This window comes from bacterium (assembly GCA_016716565.1).
Classification (GTDB): Bacteria; Bacteroidota; Ignavibacteria; order Ignavibacteriales; family Ignavibacteriaceae; genus IGN2.
In genome coordinates, this window is sequence record JADJWC010000004.1 from 328,247 (window position 1) to 346,266 (window position 18,020).

The 18,020-nt window shown below is 36.8% G+C and carries 13 protein-coding genes and 4 pseudogenes; 15 read left to right on the forward strand and 2 right to left on the reverse strand.

The features are described from left to right. Positions 1-34: 34 nt before the first annotated feature. The gene (locus tag IPM14_16870) at positions 35-1,012 is read left to right on the forward strand and encodes an NAD(P)-dependent alcohol dehydrogenase (protein ID MBK9099744.1); all 978 of its coding nucleotides are present in this window, start codon (positions 35-37) and stop codon (positions 1,010-1,012) included. Positions 1,013-1,037: 25 nt separating this feature from the next. Here IPM14_16870 and IPM14_16875 read toward each other — a convergent pair whose 3' ends face one another. After that, positions 1,038-1,301 carry a carboxymuconolactone decarboxylase family protein gene (locus tag IPM14_16875; GenBank protein MBK9099745.1) on the reverse strand — a complete coding sequence of 88 codons (264 nt, stop codon included), beginning with the start codon at positions 1,299-1,301 and terminating at the stop codon, positions 1,038-1,040. A 25-nt stretch (positions 1,302-1,326) separates the two neighbouring features. Next, positions 1,327-2,382: a hypothetical protein gene (locus IPM14_16880; GenBank protein MBK9099746.1), complete on the reverse strand. Its 1,056-nt coding sequence runs from the start codon at positions 2,380-2,382 to the stop codon at positions 1,327-1,329. 229 nt (positions 2,383-2,611) lie between these two features. Between IPM14_16880 and IPM14_16885 the strand changes: the two genes are divergently transcribed. From IPM14_16885 to IPM14_16950, 14 genes and pseudogenes are all read left to right on the forward strand, one after another. Further along, a complete protein-coding gene (locus IPM14_16885; GenBank protein MBK9099747.1) occupies positions 2,612-3,109 on the forward strand; it encodes a nuclear transport factor 2 family protein in 498 nt (165 codons plus the stop codon). Between the two features lie 204 nt (positions 3,110-3,313). Then, on the forward strand, positions 3,314-3,952 hold the full coding sequence (locus IPM14_16890; GenBank protein ID MBK9099748.1) for a DUF4397 domain-containing protein: 639 nt from the start codon (positions 3,314-3,316) through the stop codon (positions 3,950-3,952). Positions 3,953-4,133: 181 nt separating this feature from the next. After that, a pseudogene (locus IPM14_16895) lies at positions 4,134-4,418 on the forward strand (DUF4397 domain-containing protein). 132 nt (positions 4,419-4,550) lie between these two features. Next, positions 4,551-5,240 (forward strand): annotated as a pseudogene (locus tag IPM14_16900) (DUF4397 domain-containing protein). 309 nt (positions 5,241-5,549) lie between these two features. Continuing rightward, positions 5,550-5,847: pseudogene (locus IPM14_16905) on the forward strand (T9SS type A sorting domain-containing protein). Positions 5,848-6,010: 163 nt separating this feature from the next. Next, a pseudogene (lpdA, locus tag IPM14_16910) lies at positions 6,011-7,415 on the forward strand (dihydrolipoyl dehydrogenase). A gap of 27 nt (positions 7,416-7,442) precedes the next feature. Continuing rightward, positions 7,443-8,159 (forward strand): lipoyl(octanoyl) transferase LipB, encoded by a 717-nt coding sequence (gene lipB, locus IPM14_16915; GenBank protein MBK9099749.1) that lies wholly within the window; start codon positions 7,443-7,445, stop codon positions 8,157-8,159. A 74-nt stretch (positions 8,160-8,233) separates the two neighbouring features. Beyond that, positions 8,234-10,279: a dehydrogenase E1 component subunit alpha/beta gene (locus IPM14_16920; GenBank protein ID MBK9099750.1), complete on the forward strand. Its 2,046-nt coding sequence runs from the start codon at positions 8,234-8,236 to the stop codon at positions 10,277-10,279. A gap of 27 nt (positions 10,280-10,306) precedes the next feature. Further along, on the forward strand, positions 10,307-10,690 hold the full coding sequence (locus tag IPM14_16925) for a four helix bundle protein (protein MBK9099751.1): 384 nt from the start codon (positions 10,307-10,309) through the stop codon (positions 10,688-10,690). Positions 10,691-10,738: 48 nt separating this feature from the next. Next, positions 10,739-12,397: a 2-oxoglutarate dehydrogenase, E2 component, dihydrolipoamide succinyltransferase gene (gene sucB / locus IPM14_16930; GenBank protein ID MBK9099752.1), complete on the forward strand. Its 1,659-nt coding sequence runs from the start codon at positions 10,739-10,741 to the stop codon at positions 12,395-12,397. Positions 12,398-12,504: 107 nt separating this feature from the next. After that, positions 12,505-13,230 (forward strand): lipoyl synthase, encoded by a 726-nt coding sequence (locus IPM14_16935; protein ID MBK9099753.1) that lies wholly within the window; start codon positions 12,505-12,507, stop codon positions 13,228-13,230. A gap of 41 nt (positions 13,231-13,271) precedes the next feature. Next, on the forward strand, positions 13,272-14,222 hold the full coding sequence (locus tag IPM14_16940; GenBank protein ID MBK9099754.1) for an NmrA family NAD(P)-binding protein: 951 nt from the start codon (positions 13,272-13,274) through the stop codon (positions 14,220-14,222). Between the two features lie 88 nt (positions 14,223-14,310). Continuing rightward, a complete protein-coding gene (locus tag IPM14_16945) occupies positions 14,311-15,786 on the forward strand; it encodes a T9SS type A sorting domain-containing protein (protein MBK9099755.1) in 1,476 nt (491 codons plus the stop codon). Between the two features lie 127 nt (positions 15,787-15,913). Next, positions 15,914-18,019, forward strand: coding sequence for a hypothetical protein (locus IPM14_16950; protein ID MBK9099756.1), 2,106 nt, complete (start codon positions 15,914-15,916; stop codon positions 18,017-18,019). Position 18,020: the final 1 nt, after the last annotated feature.

Genomic DNA, 18,020 nt, shown 5'->3' on the forward strand with positions numbered 1-18,020 from the left:
AGTAAAATATAGAGCCTCATAAAGAAGGGAATTAATGAAAGCAGTATTTTATTCTGAATATGGCCCACCTGAAGTTCTTCATCTTCAAGAAACTGAGAAACCGGTTCCAAAAGAGAATGAGGTTCTGATAAAAGTTCATACATCAACAGTTACAGCCACTGATTGCGTTTTCAGAAGAGGCGAACCGAAATTTTCAAGATTGTTCACAGGACTTACCAAACCAAAAAATCAAGTTTTAGGAAGTGAATTTGCCGGCGAGATTGAAGCTGTTGGGAACTCAGTTAATTCATTTCAAGTAGGTGATAAAGTTGTAGGAACAACTCCAGGTTACGGATCGTATGCAGAATATATTTGTCTGCAGGAAAATAAATCTACAATTGCCAAAATACCATCTAATAAAAATTATGAAGAAGCAATTTCCTGCTGTGATGGATTTTTAACTTCACTGCCTTTCCTTCGGGATAAAGGAAAAATTCAAAAAGGAAATAAAGTTTTGATCATCGGTGCATCGGGAAGCGTTGGCTCGGCTGCAGTTCAGCTTGCACATTATTTTGATGCTGAGGTTACAGGTGTTTGCAGCACTTCGAGCATAGATTTAGTAAAATCAATTGGTGCCGATAAAGTAGTCGATTACACCAAAGATGATTTCACAAGAAACGGTGAAACTTATGATATTATCTTTGATCTGGTAGGAAAAACCAGTTTTTCCAAGTGCAAAAATTCTTTAAAGCAAAATGGAAAATTTCTACAGGCTGCGATTACACTGAAAGTAATTCCTTCAGTTCTTTGGACTTCAATCTTCTCAAATAAAAAATTTTTGATAATGGCGACCGGATTAAGACCACCGGTTGAACGATCCAGGGATCTTAACTTCATCACACAACTAGTTGAAAAAGGTGAAATTAAACCCGTCATAGATAAAATATTCACTATGGAAGAAATTGCAGAAGCTCATCGGTATGTTGATACAGGACATAAAAAGGGAAATGTTTTGATAAAAGTATCGGTCTAGTCTGATTATTGTACCTCAACCCAACTCATCGCGGTAAAGGAAAACGGATTGTCAATAACGCAAGCATAACAGCTGTTTTATTCAGCGCACCTGCATCAATTGCTTGTGTGTGGGAATGAACAGCGCCTTCCAAACCAGCACCTGTTGATATTGCAAGTTTTATAAGTGCTCTGGTTTTTTCTGTCAACGGCCCGGCTTTGTGAACTGCAATTCCAAGCTCCTCATAAGCTTTAGCAACTTCCGGAAAATCTTTCTTAAATTTCTTAAATCTTTTTGGTAATTGCTTCATTGGTATCCTCCCTGATTTTTGAATTTCATTTACTCAACAACAAATAATAAAAAGATGTTGACAAAAAATAGCGAATTCGTTTAAATCCCTTTCTATCCCCAGATAAATGCCAACAGTAATTCACAATCTCTTTGAACTTCGGAAACATAGATATTATTTCCTCGACGTCTTTTGCATAAAAGGATTTTCTGCTTGAAACAAATTTCTTGAATAGCTTTCTAGACAATGGTGCTAACAAAGCGTACCAAATAATTGTAATTATCATCGCTCTTAACAACATTAATAAAACCGACATCGCAATATTATCTTCGAGCTCCGGATAGACGTAAGATAGGATAATTACACTTGCAGATAAAATAATTATGAATATTCCGGTTGGACGCAGAAACCAGCTTTTCTTTCTTCGTTTTTCTTTCACAGGAAGTTCTTCTTTTGCCTTAATTTCTAAAAATGACGGGATCTGATTCTTGTTATGATTTATTTTTATTGGCAGTCGTCCAGCATAAATTCCTATGAAAATTCCCGCAGCTAAATGAAGCAGTACATATCCAGCAATTAAAATGTAACCGTAATTTATGTCAGGATGACTTCTATTAAATATTTCAACAGATACCTGCTTAATAAAAATATCCAATGATGCCCACAGAGTATTTCCAAACAGAATAGTGAGCACTACAATTTTTTGAATACCTGAAAAGAATAGTACCAAAAGTCCAAGCATAAGTGCCGATAGCTTGAAAAATCTTTTTGTTAAGAATAATAAAAATCCCAAAACACCTTGAAGAGAAACCGCTAAATAAGCAGTGAGTGGAGAATGGGGACTGACAACCGCCTTGATCAAGATTACAATCAACGTAGCCTTCAATATATCTTTATTACTCTTTGAAAACAGAGCGATCAGTGAAATGAAAAGCACAGCTGCGGAAGCAATAAATAATCCTCTGAATGGGATAGTTAGTGCGTGAAGTATTCCACCGAAAGCAGATTCACTAAAAGCCCAAAGAGCAACAAGCTTCAGGTAGCTTATTCTATCACTAATTATATCTGCGTTTGCCGGCTCTATTTCTTTTAGATTATTCATTTATATAGAAATTATTGGGTGAAATATTGGAAAATGTTTGATTTGAAAAAAAATTATCTCAACTCAATTTAAGTCTGCAATTAAAATCAAATACTTGATTCTTAACCAGAATTTGATAGATTACAACAGAGAATAAAAATATTGTTGGGGGAAATTCTCACTCATCACTTTCTGGCAAATCTTTAAAGAATTTCTCCGCTTATATTTATTAATTTTTCTGGAGGTTGCAATGAAAAAGTTGTTCATCCTGATCCTGCCAATAACATTATTCGGATTATTATCCTGCTCAAGCGAACCAGAGATAGATTTAGTAGCAGAGAGAGACAATGCTCTTCAGATTTTGGAAAATTTTAACAAAGCACATGAGGAAAGAAATCTTGATTTGCTGCTTTCTTGCTTTTCTGATAAGCCAGATATTATCATACTCGGCACTGATGAAAATGAGCTGTGGGTAGATAAAGTTTCGTTTGGACAGGCTCAAAAACGTGCTTACGAAACATTTGCTAATGTAAAATTATCCGAAAGAGATAAAGTCCTACACTTATGTAAAACTGGCGGTCAAGCTTGGTTCTATATGAGAGTTAACTGGTATGTAGAATCTGCCGGTAAACAATTTACATTTGATGGAATAAGAACCACCGGCGTACTTGAAAAAGATAATGATAAGTGGCAGATCGTACAGTTGCACACTTCTATGCCGGTTAAAGGGCAGGTGGTGGAGTACTAGAATTGTCGATTTGATTTTCTAGCAAGTAATTATTTAATAAGGTAGAAACACTGGACATTGTGAAATATTGTTTGTATGCAGGACAAGCTTATTTGATGATTTTAAAAGTATTATAAAAAAAACAGTTCTTGGGAACTATTGATTCCCCGTGAATGTTATTTGGTTGTGCTCTTTAATCAATTAATTAATAACAACGGAGGAATTATGAAAAAAATATTAGGCTCCTTAATCGTTCTATTTACTTTCTCATCTTTATTAGCTCAGCAAACAACTCGCCTTCAGGTAATTCACAATGCTGCAGATCCAGTTGCTGCGGTTGTTGATGTTTATGTGAATGGGAATTTGGCAATTGATAATTTTGAATTCAGAAAGGCGACACCTTTCATTGACATACCGGCAAATACTTTATTGAATATTGGTATTGCACCGGGGAACAGCGGTTCTGTAAATGATACTATTAAAAATTTTCAGGCGACTTTAAATAAAAATAAAAAGTACGTTCTGATAGCTAATGGCGTTTTAGACCCATCTCAATTCAGTCCAAACCCGGACGGAAAAAATATAAGTTTCACATTGTTCGCAAAAGATAATATACGTGAACAGGGTGTAAGCTGGAATAAAGTTGATTTTGTAGTAGTACACGGTTCAACTGATGCACCGACAGTTGATGTACTAGCTGAACGCGTTTATTCAGAAGGTTACTCAGATATATCCGTTGAAGCAGAAACCGGTAGTATAAATGGTATAGAAGGTGTGACAGAATCAGGATTAAGATTAGTAAATAACGCATCCTATGGAGATATCACAAATTATAAGAGATTATTTCCGACTGAGTACATTTAAAAATTACCCTGGAAATAATAATAAAATTGTCGTCGCAGAATTTGAAGCTAATTTAACAGGACTTGGCGGTGGTGCTGCAGTGGTGTTTGCTTCAGGTTTTCTTGATCCAACTGTAAACCAGAACGGTGCAGCTTTCGGTCTTTTTGCCGCTTTACCAAATGGAACAGTAGTAGAATTTCCAATGGTTCAACCAATGGCAAGATTACAGGTAATTCATAATGCTGCTGATCCAATTGCAGCTTCAGTTGATGTTTACCTTAATGGATCATTGGCATTAGATAATTTTGGTTTCAGAACTGCAACACCTTTCATTGATGTGCCTGCAGGAGTTGAAATCAATATAGGAATTGCGCCTGGTAACAGTGGTTCAGTTAACGATACTATAAAGAACTTTGCAGTAACTTTTGAAAACGGAAAAACTTATGTTGGTGTTGCTAATGGTGTTCTTGATCCATCTCAATTTACGGCTAATCCCGATGGAAGAAATATAGCTTTTACAATATTTGCCAAGGATGGAATCCGTGAAGAAGGAATGTCGCAGAATAAAGTTGATTTCGTAGTATTGCATGGATCTACGGATGCACCAACCGTTGATGTTATTGCCAGAAATGTTGCTACACTTGTAGATAATGCAGCTTATAGTGATTTTACAGATTACATTCAGGTACCTGCTGGTTCCTACATTCTTGATATTACACCTGGTGATGATAATAACACAATCGTCGCATCATTTGAAGCTGATCTTTCTGGTTTAGGTGGCGGTGCAGCAGTTGTTTTCGCATCTGGGTTCTTAAATCCGGCAGGTAACCAGAACGGTTCACCATTTGGATTATTTGCAGCGCTTCCAAACGGAACTGTTGTAGAACTACCAGCAGTTGCTCCTTTTGCAAGATTACAAGTAATTCACAACGCTGCAGATCCGATAGCATCAAGTGTTGATGTTTATTTGAACGGAACACTTGCACTTGACAACTTTGCATTCAGGACCGCTACTCCTTACATAGATGTACCGGCAGGTGTTGATATCAATATTGGTATTGCACCTGGAAACAGTGGTTCAGTAAATGATACAATTAAAAACTTTGTGGTCAATTTTGCAAACGGTGGTACTTACGTTGCGATTGCAAATGGAGTTGTTGATCCTACTGGCTTTGCACCGAATCCAAACGGAAGAGATATCGCTTTCACACTATTTGCTAAAAATGATGCAAGAGAAACAGCAAACAGTAATAATAAAGTTGATTTGTTTGCAGTTCACGGTTCAACTGATGCACCAACTGTTAATATATTTGGTCTTGGAATTTACCTGACGAATGTTTCATATGGTGATTTAAGTAATTATGTATCAGTTCCCGCCTGGAGAAACTGGATAGTAATTACAACACCCTGGCCTAACTTTTCAGTGGTCGGAGTTTGGAGTGCTGACTTGAGAGGACTTGGTGGAAATTCAGCGGTTGTATTTGCATCAGGTTTCCTTGATCCATCTTCAAATCAGAATGGTGAGTCATTCGGATTATTTGCTGCCCTCGCAAATGGTACTGTTGTAGAATTACCTCAACTTTATGGAAATGAAGCACAGAATGCACTAAATAAAGTTATGGATGAAAATAATGAGAGTGTATCGGTAGTTAGTGATTTTAATCTGGAACAAAACTATCCGAACCCATTCAATCCTTCTACATCAATTAAGTTTACAGTGCCAACAAGTGAATTTGTATCCTTAAAAATTTATGATGTTCTTGGAAATGAAGTTAGCACCCTGGTAAACGAGCAGAAAGCTCCCGGTGCTTATGAAGTTCGATTCGATGCCGGTAATCTTATCAAGCGGAGTATATATTTACAAATTACAAGCTGGTAACTTTACCCAAACAAGAAAACTTATGTTGATGAAATAAGATCTCAAGTGAATCTGTTCAATTAGCCCTCTGAGCAAGAGGGCTTTCTTTTTACGAATGTAATACTATGACCAAAAAGTCATAATTTTTATTTCAAGTTTTCTTTTCATCACGGCCTTAGCTATATTTGCGCAATTCTAAATTATCAGGAATCCCATAACTTATGCAAAAACAATATGATATAGCTGTGCTTGGTGGTGGACCCGGAGGCTACGTTGCAGCTATCAGAGCGGGTCAACTAGGATTTAAGACTGTCGTAATTGACAAGGATAACCTGGGTGGTATCTGTCTCAACTGGGGCTGTATTCCTACCAAGTCTCTTCTAAAGAATGCTGAAATTTATGATCAAATTAAAAACCATGGTGATGAATTTGGAATTAAAAATATCAGGACTTGATTTCGACTTCAACAAAATTATCAAAAGAAGTCGAGATATATCAGACCGCATTTCAAAAACGTTGAGATACTCATAAAGAAAAATAAAGTTGATCAGAGTAAGAGGTTTGGGAAAACTTTTTCTAAATAAATCGATTGAAATTTTCGATGATAAAGGGAAAGTAATTGAAACAATAAAATCAGATAAAATTATAATTGCAACTGGTGCCCGACCAAGAAATATTCCTGCGATTCCTGTTGATAGAAAAAATATCATTACAAGTACAGAAGCAATGATACTCGATAAGCAGCCAAAAGATTTGATTGTTATCGGAGCTGGTGCTATTGGAATTGAGTTTGCATATTTTTATTCTACACTTGGAACAAAGGTTACCATAATTGAAATGCTTAAACATATTCTGCCGATAGAGGATGAAGAGGTTTCAGTTGCACTCGAAAAGAATTTTAAGAAAAGGGGAATTGAGATTCTTACGAACGCAACGGTTGAAAAAGCTGAAGTAAAAGGAAATAAAGTTAATGTAACAGTAAATGTGAATGGTGAAAAGAAACTATTAAATGCAGAAAAAGTACTTAATGCAATTGGTGTTGTTGGAAATGTTGAAGGAATTGGACTTGAAGATCTAGGAATTCAAGTTGAAAAAAATCATATTAAAGTAAACAAAGAAACATATGAGACAAATGTTCCAGGAGTTTTTGCAATTGGTGATGTGATTGGTCCGCCGTGGTTAGCTCACGTTGCTTCTGCAGAAGGAATTCATTGTGTTGAGCACATTAAAGGAATCCACCATCCGCCAATCAATTATGATAACATTCCTGGTTGTACGTATTGCCAGCCTCAAGTTGCAAGTGTTGGATTAACCGAATCAAAAGCAAAAGAAAAAGGCTACGAAATTAAAGTTGGCAAATTTCCATTTATGGCAAGTGGAAAAGCTTTTGCAATTGGTGAACGTGAAGGATTTGTGAAAATGATTTTTGATGCAAAGTACGGAGAAATTCTTGGTGTACACATTATTGGAAGTGAAGCAACTGAAATGATTGCTGAAGTAACTCTTGCTCGTTCTCTTGAAGCTACAGGTGAGTCAATTATTAAAACAATTCACGCCCATCCAACTCTTTCTGAATCTATTATGGAAGCTGCTGCTCAAGCTTATGGAGAAGCAATACATATTTAGTGAAAGATGTTTGATGGTAAATGGAAGATGGAAAAGAAGATTTTAACATATTGCGATTTAGGATTCATCGATTATAAAGAGGCTTGGGATCTTCAGCATGTGATTCATTCAAAAAGAGTTTCAGGTGAGCTTGATGATATCCTGTTTCTTCTTGAGCATCCAAATACTTATACCCTGGGTAAGACTGCACACAAGGATAATTTAGTTGGCTCAAAAGATTATTTAAGGCAAAATCAAATTTCCGTTTATGATATTGATCGTGGTGGTGATATTACTTATCACGGACCCGGACAAATTGTCGGCTATCCAATCATTGATTTAAATAACTGGTGCAAAGACACGCACAAATATTTAAGAGCGCTTGAAGAAGTAATTATCAATACTTGTGAAGAATATGGACTGAAATGCGGAAGGAATGAAAAACATACCGGCGTCTGGATTGATGACCGTAAAATTGCAGCAATTGGAATTAAAGTAAGCAGATGGGTTACGATGCACGGTTTTGCTTTTAATGTGAACACTGATTTGCATTTATTTACTGGAATCATTCCTTGCGGTATTCAGGATAAATCAGTTACATCGCTTAAGCAAGAATTGGGAAACGAAATTAATATAGATGAAGTGAAAGAAAAATTGTTGGATAATTTTGTGTCTTTGTTCAATTACAGTAAAATATTGATTATTGAAAAAGAAGAATTACTTCAAAAAATCATTCAACCACATAGTGAGAAGGTTGTTCAATGAGTAAAAAAGATGTGAACAACACCGTTAAACAAAACAAGAAAAACAAGCCTGAAAACAAAAAGCCGGGTATATCAATGAAAGAGAAAAATATTTCCAACAACGGATTGATGGGATTCGAAAAGAAGCAATTACTTGATATACTCAGAATGATGATCCGATCCCGGATTATTGACAACAAAGCGATGCGTTTACTCAAGCAGGGTAAAACATTTTTTCACATTGCTGCAGAAGGTCACGAAGCAGTGCAGATGGCGATTGGTTTACATCTCGATCCTAAAAAAGATTGGTTATTCCCGTACTATCGTGATCTCGGAACAGTTTTAATGGCTGGATTAACTCCCGAAGAAGTTTTTCTCGGAACTTTTGCTAAAGCTACGGATCCAGCTAGCGGTGGAAGACAACTTCCAGTTCACTGGGGAATGATTAATGGACAAATTCCATCACAATCAAGTCCAACAGGTACTCAGTTTTTGCAAGCAGTCGGTACCGCGTTAGCTTCGAGGAAAAAAGGAATAAAAAATGTTTCTTATGTGAGTAGTGGTGAAGGAACAACCAGTCAGGGAGAATTTCACGAAGCAGTTAATTGGGCAAGCAGAGAAAAACTTCCAGTACTTTTTGTAATTCAGAATAACAGATACGCTATTTCAGTTCCGGTCGAACATCAAACAGCTGGTAAAGATGGTTCAGTGGCTGAGATGATGGGCGGATTCCACACTCTTTACAGAAAACGAATTGACGGCACTGATTTTTTTGAATCGTATGAAGAATTAAAAAAGGCAATTGAATATATTAAAAGCGGAAAAGGTCCTGCACTCATTGAAGCAAATGTAGTTAGACTTCAATCACATTCATCTTCTGATGATCAGAAGAAATACAGGGATAAAAATGAATTAGAAAAAGATAAAGAAAAGGATCCCATCGAAAAATTCGTTGCTAAATTGAAGAAAGAAGGAATACTGACAGAAGATGATTATCAAAAAATATGGAAAGAAATTAATGGTGAAATTGATGAAGCTGCTGACAGAGCTTCTAAATCAGCTGACCCTGATCCCAGAGATGCAGCAAGATATGTTTTTGATGAAAGTGGTTTAAAAGAATCAATGGATTACGAAAAGAGCGAACCCTCCGGAGAAAAAATTGTGATGGTAGACGCAATTAATCACGGGCTTCACGAAGAGATGAAACGAAACAAAGATATGTACATTTTTGGTGAAGATATAGCAGATATGAAAGGCGGAGTGTTCACGGCAACAAAAGGACTTTCAACTAATTTTGGTGATGACAGAGTATTTAACTCACCACTTGCTGAAGCAAGCATTCTCGGAGTTGCGAATGGAATGGCACTAGCCGGTCTAAAACCAGTTGTTGAAATTCAATTCGGTGATTATATCTGGCCTGCATTTATGCAAATGAAAAATGAAACTGCTTCAATGCGTTATCGTTCAAACAATGCATGGTCAGCTCCGGTTGTAGTTCGTGTTGCTGTTGGTGGTTACATTCACGGCGGACTTTGTCACAGTCAAAACATCGAATCAATTTACGCTCACGTTCCTGGAATATTTATTGCGTATCCAAGCAATGCGGCTGATGCGAAAGGATTACTGAAAACAGCATGCAGAATTAATGATCCGGTTCTTTTCTGTGAGCACAAAGGGCTTTATCGTCAAAGTTCTGCAATATCACTTGAGCCTGGAGATGATTATCTGCTTCCATTCGGAAAAGCAAAAGTTGTAAAAGAAGGGAAAGATATTACAGTTGTTTCTTATGGAGTTTCAATGTGGGATTCTGTACTCGCTGCAAAGAAATTAGAAGAAGAATTTGGATATTCAGTTGAAGTTATTGATATCAGGACGATCATTCCACTTGATGAAGAAACAATCTTCAGATCTGTGAAGAAGACAAATAAAGTAATTGTAATTCACGAAGATACATTTACAGGTGGATTCGGAGCGGAAATAGCTGCACGAGTTGCTGATAATTGCTTCCAATATCTTGATGGTCCTGTTAGAAGAATTGCAGCAAAGGATACACATATTCCGTATGCACCGGTTTTAGAGAATGAAGTTTTACCGTCCAGGCAACAGATTTATTCTGGCATTAAAGAATTAATAGAATTTTGAAAGTAGGCTAAGGCAGAGGCGAAGGCGATGGAATATCCGGGTTTTATGAATATGTCAGTTTGGAGGAAGTCAATTGATTTGCTTCTTAAAATCTATGAAATCACAAAATCATTTCCATCCGATGAAAGATTCGGATTGATCAGTGATATGCGTCGTGCAGTAAATTCTGTCTCCCATAATTATGCCGAAGGAATTGGTAGGTTTGAACCACGAGACAAAACAAGATTTTACAAAATATCACGTGGAAGTGGATACGAATTGATGAGTCAGAGTTTTACTTCTTTTAAATTAGGATTTATTTCCGATATAACAACCTTGGATGAAATAATATCATCCACAACTGAAATAGTAAATGAACTAACAGCATTAATAATTTCTTTAGAGAAAAAGGCAGGTACATCAGATGAATAAAATATTTTTATGCCTCTGCCTGTGCATTAGCCTCGGAGGAAAAAGCGTATGGACATAATCATGCCCAAAATGGGTGAAAGTGTAAACGAAGGAACCATTATCAAATGGCACAAAAAAGTTGGTGACATCGTTAAGCAGGATGAAATAATTTTTGAAATCAGCACTGATAAAGTTGATACAGAAATTCCGTCTCCGGCAGAAGGAGTTCTGAAAGAAATTAAGTACAAAGAAGGTGACACAGTTGAAGTCGGGACAGTAGTAGCTGTAATTGACAGTGGAAACACCTCGGAAATTGCAGAAACACCTGAAGCAGCGATTGAAGAAAAGAAGGTTAAAGAAAAAACAGATTCTGCTCCATTGCAAAGTGAAAAGTCAGAACCATCAGGTGATCTGATTGAAATCGAAATGCCAAAGATGGGTGAATCAGTGATGGAAGGAACCATCATCAAATGGTATAAGAAAGTTGGCGATAAGATTAAAAAGGATGAAACGATATTTGAAATAAGTACTGATAAAGTAGATACTGAAATTCCTTCACCTGTCGAAGGGACTCTTGCTGAAGTTCTGATAGGCGAGCAGGAAACGGTTTCAGTAGGAACGATAGTTGCAAAAATATCAACCGGTGCAGGAAATGTTACTTCAGTAAAAAAAGAAACCAGGACTGAAAAGAAAGCAGAAATGAGTGAACCGGTTTCAATGCATGATAATTTTGGAAATGCAGAAATAAGTGAAAGAGAAAAGTTGAAAGGAGATGGCAACGGATTTTATTCTCCTCTCGTTCTCAGTATTGCGCAGAAAGAAAATGTAAGTTTCGATGAATTAAGAAAAATTTCCGGTACGGGTTTACAGGGAAGAGTAACTAAGAATGATGTTTTATCTTATCTTGAAAAAAGAGGAAAGCAAAAACCTTCATCGAAACCATTTGAAGAAAAGAAAGAAAGAACTGCTGCTCCATCACCATCATTTGTTCCATCTGAAGTCAGAACTGTACTGTCGGGAACGGGAGTTGAAAAAATTCCGATGGACAATATTCGGCAAAAGATAATGGATCATATGGTTGCGAGCCGTGATACTTCTGTCCACGTAGCTGAAATGATCGAAGTTGATATGAATCGAATCCATAATTTTATTCAGCAAAATAAAGATGAGTTCCAGCAGAAGTATGGTGTGAAGCTTACTTATATGGCATTCATTGCACAAGCTTGTGTTAAAGCTATTCAAGCTCATCCATTAATAAATTCAAGTATTGATGGAAATACTATACTTCAGAAAAGTTTTGTTAATCTTGGGATTGCTGTTGCAATTGAACCAACTGGTCTGATAGTCCCGAACATTAAAGGTGCTGAGCAGCTCAATCTTGTTGGATTAGCAAAAGCAATTAATGATCTTGCATTCAGATCGCGAAATAAAAAATTAACTCCTGATGATATTTCCGGCGGAACTTTTACGATCACAAATTATGGTGTATTCGGAACAGTATTCGGTACACCAATAATTAATCAACCAGAAGTTGCAATACTTGGAGTTGGTGCTGTAATCAAGAAACCAATTGTTGTGAGTATCGAAGGCTCTGATTCAATAGCAATCAGACCAGTAATGGCGTTAACGTTATCACACGATCACAGACTAATTGATGGTATGTTGGGCGGTATGTTCCTGAAACATTTGAAAGAAACATTAGAAAATTTTGAATCTGATATTTTATAATAATGTCATTGCGATTCCGACTTTAGTCGGGAGAAGCAATCTATGATTTTAATTGAGATCACTTCATCCGACAATTGCCGGATTCGTGATGACAATTGGGAAAATTTATGAGCGTAATCAATCGTCATCAAAAAGCATTTAAAGAACAAATAGAAAAAGAAAAAATTCCATTAGGAAAAAGGCCGGACTGGCTTAAAGTAAAACTTCCTACCGGGGATAATTATTCCGATGTTCGCAATTTGATGCGAGAGAAAAAACTCAACACAGTTTGCGAAGAAGCGAAATGTCCGAATATAGCTGAATGCTGGAATCACCGGACTGCAACTTTTATGATTCTTGGAGATACCTGCACACGAAGCTGTGGTTTCTGTAACGTTAAACTTGGCTTGCCAACTGAACTTGATCTTGATGAACCGCGAAGAGTCGTTGATGCAATTAAACAATTGAATTTAAGACACGCAGTAATTACATCAGTCAACAGGGATGAACTTGAGGATGGCGGATCAGCAATTTTTAAAGGCGAAGCGGGATCTCGATTTGCGGGAAAATCTAGAGGACTAAAAACTAAAAGTGGAATTATGGTTGGAATCGGTGAGAAAACAGAAGAAGTTCTTGATTTGATGAAAGATCTTTATGATCACGGATGCGAGATAATGACTATCGGTCAGTATCTCCAGCCAACCAAAGTGCATCTACCGGTTGATAGATTTGTCACTCCGGAAGAATTTAGGATGTACAAAGAAGAGGGTTTAAAAATGGGATTCAAAATTGTTGAATCCTCGCCATTGGTACGTAGCTCATACCACGCACACGAACACGCTAAAGTCAGTTAAGCAAAAAGTTAATTCATTTAAATAAAAACTAAGGAGTATCTATGTCACAAAAGAAAATCATTGCCGTACTCGGTTCAACCGGTGCACAAGGAGGTGGATTGGTTCGGACGATTCTTGCGGATAAATCAGGAGAGTTTCAAGTCCGAGCATTAACAAGAGATATAAATTCAGATAAAGCAAAAGCGCTTGCACAATTGGGTGCAGAGGTAATGGCTGTGGATATCGATAATTACGATAGTCTGAAAAAAGCTTTCGATGGTGCTTATGGAGTATTTGCTGTAACATTTTTCTGGGATCACTTTTCAGCCGAAAAAGAAATTGAAGAAGCAAAGTTGATTGCAAAAGCTGTTAAAGATACAAATGTTAAGCATCTCATATGGTCAACACTTGAAGATACACGAAACTGGGTTCCATTGAATGATAACCGAATGCCTACGCTTCAGGGGAAGTATAAAGTTCCTCACTTTGATGGAAAAGGAGAAGCTGATAATATTTTTGTCAATGAAAAACTTCCGGTAACATTATTATTAACGAGTGCTTACTGGGAAAATATGATTTACTTTGGCTGGAATCCGACGCGAGGACAAGATGGAAAAATAACTTTAAACATGCCAATGGGTGATAAAAAACTCCCGGCAATTGCAGTTGAAGATATTGGTAAATGTGCTTATGCAGTTTTCAAACGAGGTAATGAATTTATCGGAAAGAAAATTGGAATTGCGGGCGAGCATCTTACAGGAAAACAGATGGCCGAAGAACTTACAAAAGCACTTGGTGAAGAAGTAAAATACAACGCAGTTCCTTTTGATGTTTACCGTGGTTTAGATTTTCCCGGAGCTGAAGATGTTGGAAATATGTTCCAGTTTAAGCACGATTTTAATGATTACTACTGCGGTGCGAGGAATATTGATTTTGTAAAATCATTAAATCCTGAATTGAAAAGCTTCAGTGATTGGTTGAAAGATAACGCAAAGAAAATTCCACTAGGTTAAAATTTATCAGATCAATTAATGATTAAAGCCAGAATGAAAATTCTGGCTTTTTTGTTTATTTTTCTTTCGAAAAAAATAAAATCTGATTATGAAAATATTCCTTATAACTTTTTACTTTGTTCTTTCATCTTTGACTTTCAGTCAATCCCAATTTCAGGAATTCATCAATCACGTTAACTCGCTCGGTGATCCTGCAGCAAAGCAATCTGCCGTTGACAGCTTTATGACTTATGCTAGAACTCAGGGAATCCCATTCATTGAAGACTCAACTGCAAATTTTATTTATTTGGGAAATCCTAACTCAGTTTCTGTTCCCGGTGATTTTAATGGCTGGAGTGCTACCGCCTGGCCAATGACAAAACTAAGTGAAACTAATTTCTGGTATCGTTCTGAAAATTTTGAACTTGATGCTCGTCTCGATTACAAATTCTTTATTGTAAACAATAGTGGTAGTTTTTGGATACTTGATCCCGAAAATCCAAATACCTGTCAGGGAGGATTTGGTCCTAATTCTGAATTATCAATGCCCTTGTATATTCAACCGTGGGAAATAAATTATAGTTCGAATATTCAACATGGAACAGTAATAACAAAAGTTATTTACAGTACTAACGTAGATACAATTTACCATTTAAACATATATCTCCCTCCAGGTTATGATTCATTGGCTTCTACAACTTATCCAACAGTTTATTTCCAGGATGGATCGGAGTATATCAGCCTCGGTAAGGCTGTAAATGTGATTGATAACTTACTCGACAGTTCAAAAATTGAACCTGTGATTGCTGTGTTTGTAAAACCAAATAATCGAAACGAAGAGTATGCTGGGTCACTAAGAAATCAATACAGATTATTTTTTGTAAATGAGCTCGTTTCTTACATTGATGCGAATTATAAAACTAAAGTTGATCCAAAGCAAAGATTAGTACTTGGCGATTCTTTTGGTGGAAATATTTCTGCGCTCATCAGCTACAATCATCCTGAAGTATTTGGATTGTGTGGACTTCATTCCGCGGCATTCTGGCCAAATAATTACGAGGCTTATAATCTGGTAATCAATGGTCAGGTTAAAGATATCAAATGGAGTTCTATTTGGGGAACTTATGAAAGCTTGTTTACGAATATGAGAGATTTCAGAGATTTTCTTTTGTCTAATAGCTATGAACTTGACTGGCTCGAACGACCGGAAGGACATAGCTGGGGACTTTGGCGCGCTAATATTGATCGTATGTTAGAATATTTCTTTTCTGGAAATTCAAGTGATGTTATTGCTGAAGATTTATCTCCGGATAATTTTATCCTTTACCAGAACTATCCGAATCCATTTAATCCAACCACCAGGATCAGCTGGCAGACACCAATAGGCAGTTGGCAAACATTAAAAGTCTATGATGTTCTTGGAAATGAAGTTGCAACTTTAGTTAATGAAGAAAAATCTGCTGGCGAATATGAAGTTGAATTAAATGCATCATCCGGTATCGGGGCGCTGGTATCCGGCATCTATTTCTATCAACTCCAATCCGGCAGCTATGTTGAGACAAAGAAAATGGTACTATTAAAGTAATGTTAAGCAAACGTTAGACATCAAAAACTTAACATTTCCTTTATTTACTCCAATATATTTTTTACGTATTTTCACAGTGTGTTTATTAACCATTCGGATTATTAAAAGACTTTTTTACTTTTTATAAATGAAACTTCGTTACCGGATAATCTATCTGTCAATACTTCTTTGTGCCTTCACTACAAATCCCGGTGATGAAGACCGAAAATTCCCCAAAGTCCTCGATGATGATAACAGCAAGTACACAAATATTGGCAACATTGGAATTACGATAACTAATTTTGGTACTTACGGACATGGTTTTGTTCTCTGGCCTGAGCAACCAAGCTGTCAGTATCCACTTGGAAGTGGTATTGAACATTTATTTGATGGAGGATTATATGTAGGTGGATTTATTCGTGGTGTCGGAGGTCCATTCGTTACAACTGGTGCAGTAGATGCTGCGTCAATTTCGGCCAGAGGTGGTGGTTTTGAATTTACTAATTCAGCAGGAACCCGTGTTAAAGAGAGATCATCACTTTTCGATTCAAGATTTTTTAGTCCTGCAGCTATTTCTCATCAAGATTTCTTAATGGATTATACAGATACGAATAAAGTTTTTCTTAATGGCGAACCAATAATAGATCATAATCCTCTTGGTATTTCCGTTCACCAGGAAACTTATGCCTGGAATTTCCCTTTTGCTAATTTCTTCGTGATATTTAATTATTGGATAAAAAATGTCAGCACAAGAAATATTGATAGTGTTTATGTCGGAATGTGGACAGATGCTGTTGTTCGTAATACAAATATAACTGGAAGACCATCGGGGAGTGCATTCTTTAATAAAGGTGGTGATGGATATAACGATTCAATTAAAATTGCTTATGAGTTTGATGCTGCAGGAGATCTTGGGTTCAGTGATAGTTACATTGGGGTTTTGCACTGCGGATCGGAACCAAAATTACCTGATAAGTTCCCAATTGGATTGAATGATTCAATTCCGTCAGTGAATTTTGTTACTTGGCAATTTAGAAATACTGACGATCCCGATTTCTTCGCGCCTCAGAATGATGTAGCACGTTATGATAAAATGCAGGGTAAATTTGGAACTGGTAGTCGATGGAAAGATGGTATCACACCAGAGCAAATCAAAACACCTTCAAATAGATCAATACTAATCACTAATGGACACTTTCCTACGATAGCACCCGGAGATTCCATTAATGTTGTGTTTGCAATTGTGTGTGCTAAAAAATTTGGTCCCGATCCGGCAAACCTTGATACTGAAGAACAAAAGAAAAATTTATATGTAAATGCTGATTGGGCTTTGCGGGCATATTACGGTGAAGACAAAAATAGAAATGGAATACTTGATCCGGGTGAAGATCTTGACTCTAACGGAAAAATTACTCGTTATATTCTTCCGGCACCTCCTGTTGTTCCTGTCGTAAAAGTAATTCCAAAAGATAGGGAAGTAGAAATCTACTGGGATAAGCGAGCTGAGTTATCCATCGATCCGATATCAGGCAAACAAGATTTTGAAGGTTACAAAATTTACAGAACACAGGCTGGTTTTGATCTGACAGAAGGCGGTCAGGATATTTTCAATTCGTTAGTAACACTTGCTCAATTTGACAGTGCAGCTAATGGGGTTTCGTTTGATACAGGATTTGAATTTGTTGAACTGCCTGAACCAGCTACTTTTCCCGGTGATACAGTTCAATATTATTATAAATACATATTGTCAAATCTATTAAACGGTTGGCAGTATTTATTTGCTGTAAGTGCATTTGATGAGGGTGATCCGGAAAATAATCTTGATATCCTCGAATCATCACCATTAGCTAACTTTCAGAGAATTCTTCCGGGAACTCCTTCTACCGAAGATCCTAATGTGCAGATCGGTGTTTATCCAAATCCTTATTATGGAAATGCTATCTGGGATGGAAGTTCTGAGCGATTGAGGAAATTATATTTCTTCAATTTACCTTCTGATTGCCAGATTACTATCTACACACTTTCTGGCGATATAGTAAAACGAATTGATCATACATCATCCAGTAACAGTTCAGAAGTAAGATGGTTTGAAACTTATGCGCCTGACGGAAAGCAGAAATTTGCCGGAGGTGAACATGCGTGGGATCTTCTTTCAGACAATGAACAAGCAATTGCAACAGGGATGTATTTATTCACTGTAAAAAACAATAATAACGGTGAAATTAAAACAGGTAAGTTTTTAGTAATCAAATAAA

What these genes read in the sequence shown, in the direction of transcription:
- IPM14_16870 (MBK9099744.1), top strand. Translation starts at nt 35, where the DNA reads ATGAAAGCAGTATTTTATTCTGAATATGGCCCACCTGAAGTTCTTCAT.
- IPM14_16875 (MBK9099745.1), bottom strand. Translation starts at nt 1,301, where the DNA reads ATGAAGCAATTACCAAAAAGATTTAAGAAATTTAAGAAAGATTTTCCG.
- IPM14_16880 (MBK9099746.1), bottom strand. Translation starts at nt 2,382, where the DNA reads ATGAATAATCTAAAAGAAATAGAGCCGGCAAACGCAGATATAATTAGT.
- IPM14_16885 (MBK9099747.1), top strand. Translation starts at nt 2,612, where the DNA reads ATGAAAAAGTTGTTCATCCTGATCCTGCCAATAACATTATTCGGATTA.
- IPM14_16890 (MBK9099748.1), top strand. Translation starts at nt 3,314, where the DNA reads ATGAAAAAAATATTAGGCTCCTTAATCGTTCTATTTACTTTCTCATCT.
- lipB (MBK9099749.1), top strand. Translation starts at nt 7,443, where the DNA reads ATGGAAAAGAAGATTTTAACATATTGCGATTTAGGATTCATCGATTAT.
- IPM14_16920 (MBK9099750.1), top strand. Translation starts at nt 8,234, where the DNA reads ATGAAAGAGAAAAATATTTCCAACAACGGATTGATGGGATTCGAAAAG.
- IPM14_16925 (MBK9099751.1), top strand. Translation starts at nt 10,307, where the DNA reads ATGGAATATCCGGGTTTTATGAATATGTCAGTTTGGAGGAAGTCAATT.
- sucB (MBK9099752.1), top strand. Translation starts at nt 10,739, where the DNA reads ATGGACATAATCATGCCCAAAATGGGTGAAAGTGTAAACGAAGGAACC.
- IPM14_16935 (MBK9099753.1), top strand. Translation starts at nt 12,505, where the DNA reads ATGAGCGTAATCAATCGTCATCAAAAAGCATTTAAAGAACAAATAGAA.
- IPM14_16940 (MBK9099754.1), top strand. Translation starts at nt 13,272, where the DNA reads ATGTCACAAAAGAAAATCATTGCCGTACTCGGTTCAACCGGTGCACAA.
- IPM14_16945 (MBK9099755.1), top strand. Translation starts at nt 14,311, where the DNA reads ATGAAAATATTCCTTATAACTTTTTACTTTGTTCTTTCATCTTTGACT.
- IPM14_16950 (MBK9099756.1), top strand. Translation starts at nt 15,914, where the DNA reads ATGAAACTTCGTTACCGGATAATCTATCTGTCAATACTTCTTTGTGCC.